16 protein-coding genes, 1 tRNA gene and 1 pseudogene are annotated in these 17,046 nt (G+C 74.0%); 8 read left to right on the top strand and 10 right to left on the bottom strand.

Annotated elements, in window-relative coordinates; translation table 11 throughout:
- Positions 1-86: 86 nt before the first annotated feature.
- On the top strand, positions 87-770 hold the full coding sequence (locus C7M71_RS08230; protein WP_229759081.1) for a TerD family protein: 684 nt from the start codon (positions 87-89) through the stop codon (positions 768-770).
- 34 nt (positions 771-804) lie between these two features.
- Here C7M71_RS08230 and C7M71_RS08225 read toward each other — a convergent pair whose 3' ends face one another.
- Entirely contained in the window at positions 805-1,695 is an 891-nt protein-coding gene (locus C7M71_RS08225) for a TerD family protein (RefSeq protein ID WP_111490679.1), read from the bottom strand.
- A gap of 385 nt (positions 1,696-2,080) precedes the next feature.
- Between C7M71_RS08225 and C7M71_RS08220 the strand changes: the two genes are divergently transcribed.
- The 3 genes and pseudogenes from C7M71_RS08220 to C7M71_RS08210 all read left to right on the top strand — a co-directional run bounded on the left by C7M71_RS08220 (position 2,081) and on the right by C7M71_RS08210 (position 7,095).
- On the top strand, positions 2,081-3,259 hold the full coding sequence (locus C7M71_RS08220; protein ID WP_111490680.1) for an HpcH/HpaI aldolase/citrate lyase family protein: 1,179 nt from the start codon (positions 2,081-2,083) through the stop codon (positions 3,257-3,259).
- A 215-nt stretch (positions 3,260-3,474) separates the two neighbouring features.
- A pseudogene (locus C7M71_RS08215) lies at positions 3,475-6,155 on the top strand (phosphoribosyltransferase domain-containing protein).
- 82 nt (positions 6,156-6,237) lie between these two features.
- Positions 6,238-7,095: an HAD family hydrolase gene (locus tag C7M71_RS08210; RefSeq protein WP_111490681.1), complete on the top strand. Its 858-nt coding sequence runs from the start codon at positions 6,238-6,240 to the stop codon at positions 7,093-7,095.
- Between the two features lie 55 nt (positions 7,096-7,150).
- Here C7M71_RS08210 and C7M71_RS08205 read toward each other — a convergent pair whose 3' ends face one another.
- Positions 7,151-7,372 carry an FmdB family zinc ribbon protein gene (locus C7M71_RS08205; RefSeq protein WP_111490682.1) on the bottom strand — a complete coding sequence of 74 codons (222 nt, stop codon included), beginning with the start codon at positions 7,370-7,372 and terminating at the stop codon, positions 7,151-7,153.
- 57 nt (positions 7,373-7,429) lie between these two features.
- Positions 7,430-8,731, bottom strand: a complete 1,302-nt coding sequence (locus C7M71_RS08200) for a hypothetical protein (protein WP_175607781.1) — start codon at positions 8,729-8,731, stop codon at positions 7,430-7,432.
- A gap of 301 nt (positions 8,732-9,032) precedes the next feature.
- Between C7M71_RS08200 and C7M71_RS08195 the strand changes: the two genes are divergently transcribed.
- A tRNA-Val gene (locus C7M71_RS08195) sits at positions 9,033-9,104 on the top strand.
- A gap of 151 nt (positions 9,105-9,255) precedes the next feature.
- Here the strand turns inward: C7M71_RS08195 and C7M71_RS08190 are convergent.
- The gene (locus tag C7M71_RS08190; RefSeq protein WP_111491044.1) at positions 9,256-9,954 is read right to left on the bottom strand and encodes an SDR family oxidoreductase; all 699 of its coding nucleotides are present in this window, start codon (positions 9,952-9,954) and stop codon (positions 9,256-9,258) included.
- Positions 9,955-10,036: 82 nt separating this feature from the next.
- Here C7M71_RS08190 and C7M71_RS08185 point away from each other — a divergent pair, with 82 nt between their 5' ends.
- From C7M71_RS08185 to C7M71_RS08180, 3 genes are all read left to right on the top strand, one after another.
- A complete protein-coding gene (locus tag C7M71_RS08185; RefSeq protein ID WP_111491043.1) occupies positions 10,037-10,489 on the top strand; it encodes a winged helix-turn-helix transcriptional regulator in 453 nt (150 codons plus the stop codon).
- 290 nt (positions 10,490-10,779) lie between these two features.
- Positions 10,780-10,938, top strand: a complete 159-nt coding sequence (locus C7M71_RS30550; protein ID WP_162824184.1) for a hypothetical protein — start codon at positions 10,780-10,782, stop codon at positions 10,936-10,938.
- Complete coding sequence (locus tag C7M71_RS08180; RefSeq protein ID WP_111491042.1) at positions 10,935-11,348, top strand: VOC family protein; 414 nt, start codon at positions 10,935-10,937, stop codon at positions 11,346-11,348. The genes C7M71_RS30550 and C7M71_RS08180 overlap by 4 nt, the downstream gene beginning before the upstream one ends.
- 164 nt (positions 11,349-11,512) lie before the next feature.
- Here C7M71_RS08180 and C7M71_RS08175 read toward each other — a convergent pair whose 3' ends face one another.
- From C7M71_RS08175 to paaC, 6 genes are all read right to left on the bottom strand, one after another.
- On the bottom strand, positions 11,513-12,016 hold the full coding sequence (locus C7M71_RS08175) for a hypothetical protein (RefSeq protein WP_162824183.1): 504 nt from the start codon (positions 12,014-12,016) through the stop codon (positions 11,513-11,515).
- A gap of 100 nt (positions 12,017-12,116) precedes the next feature.
- Positions 12,117-13,610, bottom strand: coding sequence for a sensor histidine kinase (locus C7M71_RS08170; RefSeq protein WP_229758611.1), 1,494 nt, complete (start codon positions 13,608-13,610; stop codon positions 12,117-12,119).
- Complete coding sequence (locus C7M71_RS08165; RefSeq protein WP_111491040.1) at positions 13,603-14,280, bottom strand: response regulator transcription factor; 678 nt, start codon at positions 14,278-14,280, stop codon at positions 13,603-13,605. Before C7M71_RS08165 ends, C7M71_RS08170 begins: the two co-directional genes overlap by 8 nt.
- A gap of 215 nt (positions 14,281-14,495) precedes the next feature.
- Positions 14,496-15,611, bottom strand: coding sequence for a 1,2-phenylacetyl-CoA epoxidase subunit PaaE (gene paaE / locus C7M71_RS08160; RefSeq protein ID WP_175607656.1), 1,116 nt, complete (start codon positions 15,609-15,611; stop codon positions 14,496-14,498).
- Positions 15,611-16,054 carry a 1,2-phenylacetyl-CoA epoxidase subunit PaaD gene (paaD, locus tag C7M71_RS08155; RefSeq protein WP_407675977.1) on the bottom strand — a complete coding sequence of 148 codons (444 nt, stop codon included), beginning with the start codon at positions 16,052-16,054 and terminating at the stop codon, positions 15,611-15,613. The genes paaE and paaD overlap by 1 nt, the downstream gene beginning before the upstream one ends.
- A 125-nt stretch (positions 16,055-16,179) precedes the next feature.
- Positions 16,180-17,043 (bottom strand): 1,2-phenylacetyl-CoA epoxidase subunit PaaC, encoded by an 864-nt coding sequence (gene paaC, locus C7M71_RS08150; RefSeq protein ID WP_111491038.1) that lies wholly within the window; start codon positions 17,041-17,043, stop codon positions 16,180-16,182.
- Between the last annotated feature and the right edge of the window lie 3 nt (positions 17,044-17,046).

Genomic DNA, 17,046 nt, shown 5'->3' with positions numbered 1-17,046 from the left:
AGGCTGGGCAAGGACGATCTGATCCTGGGGTGGTATCGGTGACTGCGCTGTGGGACTACCTGCGGCGGTCTCGGCAGGCCGTGGACATGGGCGGACAGCACAAGGTGACGCTGACCAAGGCGTCACCCCTGGTGTCCCTGACGGACCAGGGGGCGGTCACCGGGCATCTCCAGATCAATCTGCACTGGACGATGCGCGAGGCCGACCTGGTGCAGTCGCGACGCGGGGGCCTGCTGCGCGGCTCGCTCCTCCGGCCGATGCAGCCGCAGGGGTCCAGTAGGCCGATGGTCAACGTCGACCTGGACCTGGCCTGCATGTACGAGATGGCCGACGGCAGCCGGGGGGTGGTCCAGCCGCTGGGCAACCTCCTGGGCGACCTGCAACGGCCGCCGTACATCAAGCTCAGCGGCGACGACCGGTACGGCGCCCCGTCGGGCGAGACGATGTACGTCAACCTCGACAAGCGCGACCAGTTCAAGCGGCTGCTGATCTTCGTCTACATCTACGACGGCACTCCGGCCTTCGACCGCACCCATGCGGTGGTGACGCTCTTCCCGTACGTCGGGCCGAGGATCGAGGTGTCGCTGGACGAGCGCGCCCCCCAGGCGCGCTCATGCGCCGTCATCATGATCGAGAACAAGGGCGGCAATCTGACGGTGCGGCGCGAGGTCCGCTACGTCTACGGCTTCCAGGCGGAGCTGGACCGGCTGTACGGCTTCGGCATGCAGTGGCAGCGGGGCTACAAGTCCCCCCAGGGCACCCCGGAGTGAGGGCGCCCCGGGCGGGCGGGGCGGTGACGCCAGGTCAGCGCGGCTGGAACTGGGGGCCCTGCGGCGGCAGCGTGAAGGCGGCCGGGTCCGGGGCTGGGTCGGCCGGCGGGTAGCCGTAGCCGCTGCCCTGGGCTGCGGGCGCGGCCGGGGGCGCCTGGGGTGCCTGGGGTGCCTGGGGCATCTGGGGTGGCTGCGGCGGCGGGGGCGGATAGGCTCCCCCGGCCTCCGGCCGGGGGGACCCCCAGCCGGGCTGCTGCGCCGGGGCGGCGGGGGAGCCCCACTCGGGCTGCTGCGCGGGGGGCTGCTGGGCCGGGGTCTTCTGCTGGGCCGGGGTCTGCGGTGCGGGCGTTTGCGGGGCAGGGGCCGGGTCGGTGGCGGCCTCGTCGTCCTCCACGGTGATCCCGAAGTCGGTGGCGAGCCCTGCCAGGCCGCTGGTGTAGCCCTGGCCGATGGCCCGGAACTTCCACCCCTCGCCGCGCCGGTAGAGCTCCCCGCAGAGCAGCGCCGTCTCGTCCCCGGCGTCCGCGATGTCGAACCGGGCCAGCGGCTCGCCGCCGTCCGGTACGACCGCGTCATACAGCAGCACCTGGAGGCCGGGCACCGACCCGAAGGTGCCCTCCTCGGCCGAACCGGCCACCACCACCCGCTCCACCTCGGCCGGGAGTCCGGCCAGATCGACCTCCACGGTGTCCGCGACGGTCTCGCCGACCTGCTGCTTCGGCCGGTGCCGCACATGCCCGGACGGATGGAGTGGCTGGTTGTAGAAGACGAAGTCCTCGTCGGAGCGGACGTTGCCGTCCGCTCCGAGCAGCAGCGCGGAGGCGTCCACGTCCGGGACGCCGGCTGCGGCGTCCCAGCGCAGCACGGCGCGGACCGCGGCGGCGGACAGCGGAATGTTGGAGCCCTTCACCATGACCTGCGTCATGACCCACCATCCTGCCGGTTCCCCGGCCTTCCGGACAACGCGGGCAGGACATCGGATGCCCGGACTCCGCCGCGACCGGCGCTCTGAATCGGAAGGTAACCTTCCGGGAATTCGATGGTGCGGGTCTGGATATCGGACCGGAGGTACGTACGATTGTCGGCCATATGGTGTCCAGTCCTGCCGCCGCAGGCCGTGGACCCATGGCACGGGGAGATCGCGCCACCGGCTGACGCCGCGCGCTCGGGGACACCCTCCGTACCCGCCCCACCCCGGCCACCGGGGCCCCGTCCCGCCTGCCTGCGCCTGCGCCCTCACCGGCACCCGGCCGCAGACACCACCCAGCCACCCCGCCGCCCGGCGGGCCCGGACCAGCAGGGGAGAGCACATGCGCCACTTCGGGCACCTGGACGACGACGTCCGGCACCGGCTCTTCCACCGCGAGCCGGAGCACTTCACCCGCAGTGGCGACCCCGCAGCCCTCGCCACCGTGCTCGGCGCCACGCTCTACAGCCCCGCCACCCGGCCCCGGCTGCCGGACGACATCCGCAAGCAGGCCGCCCGGGGCGTGGTCTCCATGGTGCTCTGCCTGGAGGACGCCATCGACGACCGCGACGTCCCGGCCGGCGAGGCCAACCTGGTGGCCCGGCTCGCCGAACTCGCCGCCGACACCCCGGACGGCGACGACGGCCCGCTGCTCTTCATCCGGGTCCGCACCCCCGAGCAGATCGGCGACCTGGTGCGCCGCCTCGGCCCGGCGCTCCGGATACTCTCCGGCTTTGTCTTCCCCAAGTTCACCGAGGAGTCCGGCACCGCCTTCCTGGAGGCACTCACCGCCGCCGAAGCCGCCTCCGGACACCGCCTCTTCGCCATGCCGGTCCTGGAGTCCCCCGCACTCGCCCACCTGGAGAGCCGCCACGAGGTCCTGGCCGGCGTCTCCCGTGTGCTGGAGAAGTACCGCGACCGGATCCTCGCCGTCCGCCTGGGCGTCACCGACCTCTGCTCCGCCTACGGCCTGCGCCGCCCCCCGGACCTCACCGCCTACGACGTCGCCCTGGTCGCCTCCGTGATCGGCGACGTGGTCAACGTCCTGGGCCGGGCCGACGGGACCGGATACACCGTCACCGGGCCGGTCTGGGAGTACTTCCCCGTGCAGGAGCGCATGTTCAAGCCGCAGCTGCGCCGCTCGCCGTTCCTGCACACCGACCCCCAGGGCGAGGACGTCCGCCGCAGGATCATCGAGCACGACCTGGACGGCCTCATCCGCGAGATCGAACTCGACCGCGCCAACGGCCTGCTCGGCAAGACCTGCATCCACCCCAGCCATGTCCCCGCCGTACACGCCCTCTCCGTGGTCACCCACGAGGAGTTCTCCGACGCGTCCGACATCCTGCACGAGGACCGCACCGGCGGCGGGGTGATGCGCTCCGCGTACACCAACAAGATGAACGAGGTGAAGCCGCACCGCGCCTGGGCGCAGCGGGTCATGCTGCGCGCCTCCGCGTTCGGCGTCGCCCGCGAGGAGATCACCTTCGCCGAGCTGCTCTCCGCCTGCCTGTACGCCTGAGCGCCGCTGCGCACACGGGTACGGGGGACACCTCCGGTACGCCCCGCCGACACCTCCCCGCCACGGCCGCATGGTGGGCTGGGCAGGGCCCTCGGTACGGACCGGGGCCCGCGAGCACGTACCGTCGTACCGGAGTTCCGCCGCGCGGACCACCGCGCGGACCACCGCGCGGACCACCGCGTGGCCGGCCCGAACCGACCGAGAGAGCAGCGACCTTGACGCAGCAGGACACCTGGACCGGCCAGTGGGTGGCGGACCACCTCGACGTCCGCCTGGACGGCGACCCGGCGCTGCGCGACCTGCTCGGCCTCGCGCTGCGCCGCAACCCCCGCCGCGCCCACCTGCTGGTCTCCAACGTCCTCGGCAAGCACGTCCCGCAGCTCCCCGCCGCCGTGCATGGCGCCGGCCGCGCCCTCGGCGCCCGGGTACGCGACCTGCTCGGCCCCGACCAGGCCCGCCGCGCCGTCGTCCTCGGCTACGCCGAGACCGCCACCGGCCTCGGCCACAGCGTCGCCGACGGCCTCGGCACCGCCCCCTACCTGCACTCCACCCGGCGCCCCGTCCCGGGCGCCGCACCGGTCGGCGGGTTCGAGGAGGAGCACTCCCACGCCACCTCCCACCTGCTGCTCCCCGAGGACCCGGGGCTGCTCTCCACGGGCGGCCCGCTGGTGCTGGTCGACGACGAACTCTCCACCGGCCGCACCCTGCTCAACACCATCCGCGCCCTGCACACCGCGCACCCCCGCGACCGCTATGTGATCGTCTCGCTGGTCGACCTGCGCGACACCGAGCAGCGCGGACACCTCGCCCAGGCCGTCGCCGACCTCGGCGCCCGCCTGGACCTGGTCGCCGGCGCCACCGGTACCGTCCGCCTGCCCCCGGACGTCCTGGCCCGCGCCCAGGCCCTCATCGACGCCCACGCCGAGACTCCCGCCGCCATCACGGGGACCCTCGCCGCCCCGCTGGTCCGCGCCGACCTGGACTGGCCCGCCGACCTGCCCGACGGCGGCCGCCACGGCTTCACCCCCGGCCACCGCGACCGGCTGGAGACCGCCCTGCCGCAGCTCGGCCGCCGCCTCGCCGCCGCGCTGACCGGCACCCCGCGCCGGGTCCTCGTCCTCGGCTCCGAAGAGCTGATGTACATACCGCTGCGCCTCGCCGAAGCACTCGGCCACGCCCTCGGGGACCGCAGCGAGGTCCGCTTCTCCACCACCACCCGGTCACCCGTGCTCGCCGTGGACGACCCCGGCTACGCCATCCGCACCCGGCTGGCCTTCCCCGCCCACGACGACCCGGCCGACGGCCCCGGCGAGCGCTACGCCTACAACGTCGCCCCCGGCGCCGACCCCGGCCGCCGCTTCGACGCCATCGTGCCGGTGGTCGACAGCGCCGCCGACACCCCGCTGCTGCACCAGCCCGACCAGGGCCTGCTGGCACAGCTGCGGCAGGTCACCGACCAGGTCGTGCTGGCCGTCGTCCCCTCCCACCGGCCGGCCCGGTCGCACCGGGAGGGAACCAAACCCCACCAACGGGACGTTTGAATCCTGGCGGCCTCACATCCCCAGCCCCCTCAGACCCCCGTACAGACCCCGTACCCGCAGCCGCCAGACCCTGGGAACCCGGCCACCCGTCCGAACCATTCGGCGCATCACCGAAGGCGAACATGACGACGATGCCCAGCACCGCCGCCCCGGCCCCGCCCGGGCCCACGGGAGTGCTCCCCGAGCCCCTGCACGGGCCGGAGTTCTCCTCCTATGCCGCACACGAGGTCTCCTGGCTGCTCACCGACCTCTCCGAGGTGCCCCTGGAGGCACCCACCGAGGAGCGGGAGGAGGCCATCCAGTCCGGCGGCGCCCACTACGCCGAGATGCTGCCGGTCGAGTACCAGCCCAGCCCCGAGTACCAGGAGCTCTTCCACCAGGCGCTGCGCTCCTCCGCCGCCCGCATCGCCCGCGCCGTCGGCGCCGTCACCGAGACCCTGCTCGCCGAGCGCGGCACCCGCTCCGAAGGCGGCTCCCTCGTGCTGGCCTCCCTGGCCCGCGCCGGCACCCCCGTCGGCGTCCTGATGCGCCGTTGGGCCGCGTACGCCCACGGGTTCGACCTGCCCCACTACGCGGTCTCCATCGTCCGAGGCCGAGGCATCGACCCCGTCGCCCTGCGCTACCTGGCCGCCCACCACGACCCGCTGGACGTGGTCTTCCTCGACGGCTGGACCGGCAAGGGCGCCATCACCCGCGAACTCCACGACGCCCTCGACGGCACCGGCTTCGACCCCGAACTGGCCGTACTCGCCGACCCCGGCCGCTGCGTCTCCACCTACGGCACCCGGGACGACTTCCTCATCCCCTCGGCCTGCCTCAACTCCACCGTCTCCGGGCTGATCTCCCGTACGGTGCTGCGCGCCGACCTGATCGGACCGGACGACTTCCACGGCGCCAAGTACTACCGCGACCTGGCCTCCGCCGATGTCTCCGGCGCCTTCCTGGACATCGTCACCGACCACTTCCCGGCCGTCCGCGACGCCGCCGTCCAGGACGCCGCCGACCTGGTCGAGGCCGACCCCGCAGACCGCGCCCCCACCTGGGAGGGCTGGGCCGCCGTCGAGCGGATCAGCGCCGAGTACGGCATCGACAGCGTCAACCTGGTCAAGCCCGGCGTCGGCGAGACCACCCGGGTCCTGCTGCGGCGCGTGCCCTGGCGCATCCTCGCCCGCCGGGGCTCCGGAGCCGACCTCGACCACGTACGCCTGCTCGCCGCCCAGCGCGGCGTCCCCGTCGAGGAGGTCGACGGCCTGCCGTACTCCTGCGTCGGCCTCATCCACCCCCGCTACACCCGAGGCGCCACCGGCGAACACGGCACCGCCGTCACCCCACCCCGCGGAGGCGACGCCCAGTGACCGGCGCAGCCCCCCGCTACCCAGCCGCCGCTCTTGCACCTCCCGCCGCCCCGGCCGGGGCCACCCCAGGAGGCGACGCCCAGTGACCGGCGCAGCCCCCCGCTTCCTCGTCGCCAGCGACCTTGACCGCACCCTCATCTACTCGCCGCGCGCCCTCGCCCTCGGCGTCCCCGACGAGGAAGCCCCCCGGCTGCTCGCCGTCGAGGTGCACCACGGCAAGCCGCTCTCCTTCATGACCGAGCACGCCGCCGAACTCCTGGTCGAGCTGATCCGCTCCTGCGTCTTCGTCCCCGCCACCACCCGCACCCGCGCCCAGTACCAGCGGGTCAACCTCCCCGGCCCGCACCCCGACTGGGTCCCCCGCTACGCCATCTGCGCCAACGGCGGCCACCTGCTCGTCGACGGAGAGCCCGACCACGACTGGCATGCCGACATGCGCAGCCGCCTCGCCGAGTCCTGTGCGCCGCTGGAGGAGGTCGTCCACCACCTCGCCCTCACCGCCGACCCCGAGTGGACCCTCAAGCGCCGGGTCGCCGAGGACCTCTTCGCCTACCTCGTCGTCGAGCGCGACCAACTCCCCGAGGGCTGGCTGGACGAGCTGACCGCCTGGGCCGTCGACCGCGGCTGGACCGTCTCCCTCCAGGGCCGCAAGGTCTACGCCGTCCCCGAATCGCTCACCAAGAGCGCCGCCCTCGCCGAAGTGGAGCGCCGGACCGGCGCCGCCACCGTGCTCACCGCAGGCGACTCCCTGCTCGACGCCGAACTCCTCCTGGCCGCCGACGCCGGCTACCGCCCCGGCCACGGCGAACTGGCCGACACCGGCTGGACCGGCCCCGGCGTCACCGTCCTCCCGCAGGTCGGCGCCGCAGCAGGCGAGGAGATCGTCCGCCGCCTGCTCGCCCGCGTCCGCGAGGGCGAACTCACCCGCCTGCGGTCCTGACCCACGCCGCACCCCACCGGCACCCGCGTCTGCTGCCGCCCGGTGAGTCCTCCGGCTATCCGCAGCAACCCCCGCCGCAGCAGCCGCCACCGCCCCCGGCCGGTGCGGCCGAGGCCGCGCCGCCCGCCGCCGTACCGGTGACGGCGACGGTGGAGAGCAGCTTCACGGTGTCCTCGTGCCCCTCGGGGCAGACGGCCGGGGCGTTCGCCTGGGACATGGGACGGCGGAGTTCAAAGGTCGCGCCGCAGGAACGGCAGCGGAAGTCATAGCGAGGCATGGCGACAGCGTACCCAGCAGGTCCGACACCGAAAGCCGGACCGCGTGAGCAGCCGCCTCAGTGGCCCGAACCCATGGACTCCCGGATCTGCTGCACCACCTGCGCCGCCGTCTCCCGCACCGCCGCCGTCTCCCGCAGGAAGTGCCAGTAGTCCGGGTGCCGACCGGTGAGCCCCTCCACCGCCCGGTCCAGCCGCCCCACCGCAGCGTCCAGCGGACCGGCGTGCCGGGGGTCGGGCGCATTGCGGCCCGCCATCGCCAGCCGCTGCGCGTCCCGCACCGCGAACCGGGTCCGCTCGATCTCCGCCTTGGGATCGCGCTCCACCTCCGTGAGCTGCCGCAACCGCTCCCCGACGGCGGCCACCGCCCCATCCGAGGTGTTCAGCAGCGCCCGCGCCGTACCCAGCGCCGCCGTGGCATCCGCCCACCGCTGCTCGTCGCGGGCCGCCGCCGCCTCCTCCAGCTTGGTACGGGCCGTCCGCACCGACTCCGCCGTCTGCTGCGGCACCCGCTGCAAGTCCTGCCAGCACTCCGAGCTGAACCGGCGGCGCAGCTCGCTGAGCGTCGGGTCCACCGTGCCCGCCCGGGTCTCCAGCGCCTGCATCCGGGTCCGCAGGCTCACCACCCGCCGGTCGATCTCCCGCGCCCGCTCCGGCAGATGCGCGGCCTCGCCCCGCACCGCCTCCGCCCGCCGCAGGACATCGTCGGCCCGCTGCAACGTCTCCGGCACCCCGTGCCGCCCGGCACCCTCGTTCAGCCGGGTCAGCTCCGGCCCCAGCGCCGCCAGCCGCGCTGCCAGCTCATCCGCCCGCAGCCCCGCCGCCCGCACCGCGTCCAGCGCAGCCGTCGCCCCCAGCAGCGCCTGCCGGGCCCGCTCCACCGCCGGCGCCACCTGCGCCAACTGGCTCTCGGCCCGGCTGAGCAGCGGCTCCAGCGTCCCGTGGAACTTCTCCAGCTCCGCCTTCATCCGCTGCAACTGCTGCCGCGACTGCTCCAGATCCCGCCGGGCCCGCGCCGCCGCCCCCGCCTCCAGCCCGTCCGCGTCCAGATCATGCGCGTCCAGCGCCGCGATATACGCGCCGGACACCTCGTCCACCCGCCGCGACAGCTCGTCGAACTCGCCCACCGCCCGCCGCGCGCCCGGCGAGTCGTCCACCGCCTTCACGGTCTCCACCGAGATCCGCACATCCCGCTGCGCCGAGTCCAGCTCATAGAACGCCTGCGCCGCCGCATCCTTCGCAGCCTGCGCATCGGCCCGCATGTTCTCGTTCCGCCGCCACCACGACCGCGTCCCGCCGCCGGTGAACGACCCGGGCACCCCCACCAGCGCCACCGCCACCAGCGCGGCCCCCGCCCCCAGCGGCGCGACCAGCTCACCCAGCACAGACCTGCGGCGCCCCCGCGTGATTCCCGCCGTCACATCGCACTCCAAGCTCGCGTCACGCCCGGCATCCAGGCGCCCCGCCCGTACGGCAGTGCGACCGTCGGCCTACTGATCCACAACCCATTGTCGCCGATCTCATCCTCCCACCCCCAGCCCCCCACGACACCGCCCCCACCACCCGACCCCACCCCACCGCCCACTGCGGCAGACCACTCCCCGGACCAGGTACGCTTGCCTTTCGCCGTGTACGTGCCGCTCCCCGGAGCCACGTCCGCGCGGGCGCATAGCTCAGTGGTAGAGCACTGCTCTTACAAAGCAGGGGTCGGCGGTTCGAAACCGTCTGCGCCCACCCACGTGACCAGCGTAAAGGCCCCGGACCGACCACGGTCCGGGGCCTTTGGTGTCCTCGGGGTCGGGGGCGCCGTACCAGCCGTGTGCGGCTCGATCGGGCGCCCGGTCCGAGGGGTGAAGAGCGCTGCCGTGGGGCCGGGGCTTGGGGGTCAGGCGACCTGGGGGTAGAGGGTGGCGACGCCGCCGGAGAGGCCGCTGAGGACGGTGCGGCTGATGTCGTCGGCGACGATCTCGGTTCGGTTGGCTTCGATGGCGTCGAGGGCGATGCGGGCGATGTCGGCGGGGTCGGACTTGGCCGACTCGACGTTGCGGGCCATGTCGGTGTCCATGTAGCCGACGTGCAGGGCGGCGACACGGGTGCCCTGGGGGGCGAGTTCTTGGCGCAGTGCGTTGGTGAGCGACCAGGCGGCGGCTTTGGCGGCCGAGTAGGCGCCGGAGTCGGGGAGGCTCAGCCATGAGAGCACGGAGAGGACGTTCAGGACGTAGCTGCGGTCGTGCTCGGCGAGCTGTGGGGCGAACGCCCGGGTGACGGCGAGGGTGCCGAAGAAGTGCGTATCGATCTCCAGGCGGATGTCGGCCAGATCCCCGGTGAGCAAGGAGGCGTGGGTGAACGAGCCGGCGTTGTTGATGAGGATCGAGACGTCATGGGTGGCGGATGCCGCTGCGGCGACCGATGCCGGGTCGGTGATGTCGAGGGCGACCGGGGTGACGCCGGGGAGGTCGACCGAGTCGGGGTTGCGGGCTGCCGCGTACACGGTGGCGCCGCGGTCGCGCAGCAGTTGGGCCAGGTGTCGGCCGAGGCCCCGGTTGGCCCCGGTGACGAGCGCGGTCTGTCCTGCGATCTGCATGGGGAATCGCCCTCCATCTGGGTAGGTATTCACAACCTAGACCTCTGGGTATGGATCTGCAACCCAGGTGTAGGGTGGGGTCATGGCCAAGGTTCCCGACGACCCGTGTTCGATCGCTCGCAGCCTCGGGGTGCTCGGTGAGCGGTGGACGTTCCTGATCCTGCGCGAGGCGTTCCAGGGCCAGACCCGTTTCGCCGAGTTCCGGGATCGCCTGAGGATCGCCCCCGACGTGCTCAGCAATCGGTTGGGGACGCTGGTCGAGTACGGGGTGATGGAGACGGTGCCCTACCAGGAGCCCGGTGCACGGTCGCGCTTCGCGTATGTGCTCACCCCGGCCGGCCGGGAGCTGAGCGTGGTGCTCGGCGCGCTGCAGCAGTGGGGGGACAGGCACCTGCCCTGGCCGGAGGGGCCGAGCATGCTCCGTCGGGTGGCGGACACCGACCGCCCGGTCCACGTCGGTTTCGTGGACGACCACGGCCGGGAGGTGCCCCCCGCCGAGGTGGCCATGGTCCGCACGGACGCCTATCCCGGCTGAGCGCCCGGCCTGGTCGAGGCGTTCTGCCTGGCGGCCGGTCCGCTCGTCAGAACTTATGGTTCCGTGGTCCGTTGACGATCGGCCATGCAAAGAGTCGACGCGCGATCCCCACAGCCGCGACCACACCGGTGACGGGTCTTGTGGTGGTCCGGCGAGAGGGTGCCGCTTTGGATGCCAACCAGGACCGGGGCATCGGTTGGGGGAGGAACGCGGGAGGGCGTACCTTGCCGAGTGATCCGTGATGGTCTCGAGTAGGCCGATGGTGCAGCGTCGGTCGGGAAGGTACGCCCGTGCTCAGCGAAGTCGATGCCGATGCCGATGCCGAAGCCGACGCCGACGGTTCCACACGAGGCGGCTCCTTGCCGGGCGAGACCAGGGCCGCCGTTGGCGACGGAGCCTGCTTCGAGCGCGGCCGGTTCTTCGAGTGTCCTGAGGTGGTGGCCGCATGAACCGGCCGACTCACGGCACGCTGCACCACGTCGAGCTCTGGGTGCCCGACCTCGGCCGCGCCCTTGCCTCGCTCGGCTGGCTGCTGGAGACCCTCGGCTACACCGTCTTCCAGAGCTGGGACGCGGGCCGCAGCTGGCGGCTCGGGCCGACCTACGTCGTCCTCGAACAGTCCCCGGCCCTCACCGTCGAGCGGTACGACCGCCACCGTCCGGGGCTGAACCACCTGGCCTTCCATGTCCGGGACGCTGCCGCCGTCGAGAAGCTGGTCGCCGAAGCGGCCCAACACGGCTGGAGCCTCATGTTCCCCGACCTGCACCCGCACGCCGGCGGCGGAGACCACCACGCCGCCTATCTTGAGAACGAGGACGGCTTCGAGGTCGAGCTTGTCGCGATCGACTCACCCAAGTGACCGCGAGCCGGCCGCTGCGGGCTGAGAGGGCCCACGGTCGTCAGGGGCGAACTCCTCCCGCAGCCGCTCCACCGCCTCCCATGCCGGCTCGGTAGAGCCCTCGATGGTCCGGGACGCCCGGTGGTCCGCAGCGGCCAGGCTGGGGAGCCCTGGGGGAGTGGGTGTCAGGAGTGCGGCAGGACCCAGAGGCGGATGCCGGGGAGGCCGGAGGTGCCGGGGTTGTAGTGCAGGGCGGTGAAGCCGAGCACGAGGCGGTCGGTGGTGCGGTCGACGCAGAAGAGGTGCCAGAGCAGTTGTTCGGGGAGGAGGCCGGTGGCCAGTCCGCCTCCGCCGTAGACGTCCTTGGGGGCGCTGGAGCCGGATGTGCAGTCGGCTGGGGTGTCCACCCGGGCGGTGTGGGCTCCGGGAATGGTCACCGTGCGGTCGCAGCGGTACTCCAGCAGCAGTGGGTCGCCGTGGGCCGGGAGGGAGGCGGTGGCGGGGCGGTTCGGGCCGGGTGGGGTGCAGTCGGGCGGTGCGAGGTCGACCGTGCGGGCGCCCGGGGGTGGCGTGGGCGGCGCCGGGGCGGCCGGAGGGGGCGCGGTGCCGCAGCCCGCTGTGGTGGCGAGGGCCAGTAGGGCGGCGGCCATCGCGGCCGGGGGAATTCGTCTGTCGTGCCGCGTACGCATGCGTCCCGCCTCTCTCACCGCCCCCTCCGGGCGAGGGCCGGGTCGCACTCAGGATCACGGTGGTTCGCTGAAGCGGAGCTGAAGGCACCTGAAGAGGGCTTCAGGGCAGCAGGGGCAGCCGCACGGTCAGCCGGGCGCCGCCGCCGTCGGCGGTGTCCGCGCGTACCGAGCCGCCGTGGCGGGCGGCGATCTCCCGCACGATGGCCAGGCCGAGTCCGGAGCCGCCGTCGTCCCGGGCCCGGGCGTCGTCGAGCCGGGTGAAGCGTTCGAAGACCCGCTGCCGGTCCGGTTCCGGGATGCCCGGGCCGTCGTCCTGCACCACCAGCAGCGCGTCGCCGGAACCGTCCGCGCCCACCCGTACGTCGATCGCCGACCGGGCGTGCCGCTCGGCGTTGTCCAGCAGGTTGCGGATCATCCGGCGCAGTTGCCCACGGTCGCCGGCGACCGGTACCGGTACCCGGCCGTCGGCGGCGTACCGCAGCCGCACCCCGGGACGGCTCCGGTCGGCGGCCTCGGACCGGGCCGCGTCGGCGAGGTCCACGCGGGAGGTCGGGGCGGGCGCTGCGGCGTCCAGCCGGGCCAGGACCAGCAGGTCGTCGATCAGCCGGTGCAGCCGCTCGGTGTTGGCCAGGGCGTCCTGGGCGACCTCCGGCCAGGGCGCGCGGTCCGGGTGCGCCAGGGCGACCTCCAGTCCGGTGCGGAGGTTGGCGACCGGGCTGCGCAGTTCGTGGGAGGCGTCGGCGACGAACCGCTGCTGCCGGGCCACGGCCTCCTCCAGGCGGTCCAGCGTCCGGTTGGTAGTGACGGCGAGCCGGGTGATCTCGTCCCCGTCCGGGGGGATCGGTACGCGCCGGTGCAGTTCGGTGGCGGACACCGAGGCCATGCCTTCCCTGATGCGCTCCACCGGGCGCAGCGCCCGCCCGGTGGCCGCCCAGGCGACCACCGCCACAAAGCCGGTCGCGGCGAAGACGCCGGCCAGCAGCAGGCGGTCGAGGGAGGAGCGCACCTGCTCCGCTTCCCAGGTGGGGACCAGGACGCTGACGGTGAACGAGTGCCCTGCGGTGGCGGCGCCGCCGCCCAGATAGGCCGCAGCCGCCTGCGGAGCCATGCGGTGCACGGTGGCGCTCAGCACGGTCCAGGTGCGTCCGGCGAAGTGCGAGGAGCGGTTGCGGACCTCCGGCGGCTGGGCGAGCGGGGTGCGGGGCAGGGCACCCAGCCTGACGGTACGGGTGCGCACCACGCCGTCCGTGCCGCCGGGGAGCGGCGGGAGGACGGCACCGGCCACCTCGTACGGCGCCAGGTCGGGGCTCGCCTCCAGCAGCTTGCCGTTGTCGAGCACGATCTCGTAGGTCCGGTCGGTGAGCGCTGCGGTGACGGGAGTCCTGCTGTCCACCATCCCGGACACGGCGCTGCCGGTGAGGCGGGCCGCCGACTCGCGTACCTCGGCCAGCCGGTCCTGGTAGACGAGTTGGTCGACCGCCAGGCCCCCGGCGCCGAACGCCGCCGCGGAGGTCAGCGCGGCGGCGAGGGCGGCGCGGTTGCGTACGCCGCGCACCCGGGGGCCGACGACCGCCCGGCGGGGCGGTTCAGCCACGGTCGGCGACCAGCCGGTACCCGACGCCGCGCACGGTCAGCAGGCTGTGTCGGTCGAACGGGGCGTCGATCTTGCGCCGCAGGGCGCTGACGTGGACCTCCACCACATTGGGGTCGCCGGAGTAGCCGGCGGGCCACACCTCGTCCAGGGTCTCGTCCTTGCCGACCACCTCCCCCGGGCGGCGTGCCAGGCACTGGAGCACCGCGAACTCCCGGGCGGTGAGGGGTACTTCCCGCTCGCCCCGGTGGCACCGGCGGGTCGCGGTGTCCAGCCGCAGGTCCGCGACCTCGTGCACCAGCGGTCGGCGTACCTCGGCGCGGCGGGCGAGGGCCCGCAGCCGGGCGGTCAGGACGACATACGAGAACGGCTTGGTGAGGTAGTCGTCCGCGCCGGTGTCCAGCCCCTCCGCCTCGTCCCACTCGCCGTCCCGCGCGGTGAGCAGCAGCACCGGGGTCGTCACCCCGGCCCGCCGCAGTTCGGCGCAGACCCGCAGGCCGCTGAGGACGGGCAGCATCACATCCAGTACCACCACGCGGTAGGGGTGTTCGCGGGCGAGCAGCAGTCCGGTGCGGCCGTCGTGTGCGAGGTCCACGGTCCAGCCCTCGGCTTCCAGGCCCCGCCGCAGGGACCGGGCCAGGCTCAGCTCGTCCTCCACCACCAGCACACGCATGCGGCAAGCATGCCAAACGCCCTCGGGGCCTCCGCGCGCAGCCGCCGGTGGGTGGGGGTGGGGAGGTGGCTGGGTGCGGGGGCGGGTGATCGTGAGCGCGGGCGGTGGTGCCGGTCAGCTGCCGGGCGGGGTGGGCTGGATGGTGTGGGGGAGGTGAGGTCACCGGGCAGCTGCCTTGCGGCGGGCGGACATGCGGGACACCCGCCGGGGGCGGTTCAGCTGTCGAAGTCGACGGTGAGGGTGTCGGAGGCCGGGAATGACTGGCAGGTGAGCACATAGCCGGCGTCGACTTCGCCGGGTTCGAGGGCGAAGTTGCGGCGCATGTCGGCCTCGCCGCAGGTCACCAGGGCGCGGCAGGTGCCGCAGACGCCGCCCTTGCAGGCGAAGGGCAGGTCGGGGCGGGTGCGCTGGGCGCCGTCCAGGATGGTGCTCGTACGGGGGAGGGCGGAGGTGGTGGAGCGGCCGTCGAGGACCAGGGTGACCTGGCTGACGGGACCGTCGGCCGGGGCGTCCTCGTGGCGGACGGGCTGCACGGGCTCGTCGTCGGCGAAGAACAGCTCCTGGTGGACCCGGTCGGCGGGGACCCCGAGACCGGCCAGTACCCGCTGCGCATCGCGGACCATGCCGTGCGGCCCGCAGAGCCACCAGTGGTCGGCGGTCTCCACGTCCACCAGGGCGTCCACCAGCGCGGCGAGCCGGTCGGCGTCGAGGCGGCCGGAGAACAGCTCGGCGTCGCGGGGTTCGCGGGAGAGGACGTGTCCGAGCTGGAAGCGCGTGCGGTGCAGGTCCTTCAGGTCGGCGAGCTCGTCGGCGAACATCACCGTGTCGCTGCGCCGGTTGCCGTAGAAGAGCGTGACCCGGGAGCGGGTGTCGGCGGTGAGCACGGACTCGGCGATCGACATCATCGGCGTGATGCCGGAGCCGGCGGCGATCAGCACATGGTGGCCGGGCTCGGTGAGGTCGGGGGTGAAGGCGCCGGTCGGGGCCATGACCTCGATGGTGTCCCCGGGGCGTACCTCGTGCACCAGCCAGGACGAGAAGAGGCCGCCGGGCACGGTGCGCACGCCGATGCGGGGCGGCGAGCCCGCCGGGGAGCAGATGGAGTACGAGCGGCGCTCGTCGCGCCCGTCGACCTCGCGGCGCAGCGTGAGCGACTGGCCGGGGCGGTGCGCGAACTCGTCGGCCAGCGGGCCGGGCACCTCGAAGCTGATGACGGCGGCGTCCTCGCACAGCGGCGCGACCTCGGCGACCCGCAGGGCGTGGAAGGCCGGGCGGCGACGCGTGCGCGCGGGCAGCGGCCCGGCGGTGGTCGGGGCGGTGGTCGGGGCCATCAGATCTCCTTGACGTACTCGAACGGCTCCAGGCAGCCGCGGCAGCGCCACAGCGCCTTGCAGGAGGTGGAGGCGAAGCGCGAGGTCTCCTCGGTCTCCGCCGACCCGCAGCGCGGGCAGGCCACCGAACGCCGGGTGGCCGTCAGCTCCAGCGGGATCGGCCCGGTGGCGCGTCGGGGCGCCGGGTGGGGCGGCGCGATGCCGTGCTCGGCGAGGGTGCGGCGGCCGGCGGGGGTGATCCAGTCGGTGGTCCACGGCGGGTCCAGTACGGTGCGGATCTCCACCCGGGCGAATCCGGCCCCCCGCAGCCGCGCGGCCACGTCGGCGCGCATCTCGGCCATGGCGGGGCAGCCCGAGTAGGTGGGCGTCAGGCTTGCGACGACGGTGCCGTCCGGGCCGATCTCGACGCCGCGCAGCACGCCGAGGTCGGCCAGGGTGAGCATCGGCAGCTCGGGGTCGGGCACCTGCTCGGCGATCTGCCGGGCCCGCCGCGCATCCCTGAGGTCGGCGAGGTCGGCGAGGTCGGCGAGACCGGCGAGGCCGGTGGGGCCGGTGGCGGGTCGCGCGGTCACCAGGTCGCCCCCGGGTGGGCGCGGGCCACGCTCTGCAGCTCGGCGAGGAGCGGGGCCAGGTACTCGGTGTGGTCGCCCGCCCGGCCGTGCCCCGGCAGGGCAGCGGCCTCGGGCAGCGGCAGCCCGGCGGCGTCCAGGACCTGGCGGAGCACCGCCGTCACCTCGTCCCGTATGGCCGCCGGGTCGACGCCGAACCCGGGGCGGGCCGCGAAGAGCTCGTCCAGGTACGGGGCGACCCGGTCCAGCGCCGCCCGCATCCGGTGATGCGACTCCTCGGTGCCGTCGCCCAGCCGCACCGCCCACTCGGCGGCGAACTGGCGGTGGTACGTGAGCTCCTTGACGCCCTTGGCCGCGATGGCGGCCAGCACCGGGTCCGCCGAGGCGGCGAGCCGGTCGAAGTGCGCCAGCCGCCAGCAGGAGAGCACCAGCAGCCGGACGGTGGAGAAGGCGAAGTCGCCGTTGGGAAGCTCGGCGAGCCGGACACTGCGGAAGTCGTCCGCGTCCCGGAAGTAGGCGTAGGCGTCCTCGTCGCGCCCGGTGCCGTCCGCCTGCCCGGCCCGCGCATAGAGCAGCCGGGCCTGGCCGAGCAGGTCGAGGCCGATGTTGGCCAGCGCCATCTCCTCCTCCAGCTCCGGCGCCCGGGTGCACCACTCGGCCAGCCGCTGCGCGCTGACCAGGGCGTCGTCGCCGAGCGCCAGGCAGCACCCGGCCAGTTCCGCCGCGTCGATCCCGGCGGGCACGGCGGTGTCCACGCCGTGCAGCGGGTCCTCGAAGCCGGTCCCGAACGCCCAGCGGGCCTCACCCCCGGGGTGCCCCTCGGCCTCGGCCAGGGACAGATAGACGTGGTCGTCGTCGCTCATGCC

The organism is Peterkaempfera bronchialis (assembly GCF_003258605.2).
Lineage (GTDB): Bacteria > Actinomycetota > Actinomycetes > Streptomycetales > Streptomycetaceae > Peterkaempfera > Peterkaempfera bronchialis.
Note: the sequence above shows the minus strand (reverse complement) of the source record. Positions and strands in the feature narration are given on the sequence as shown.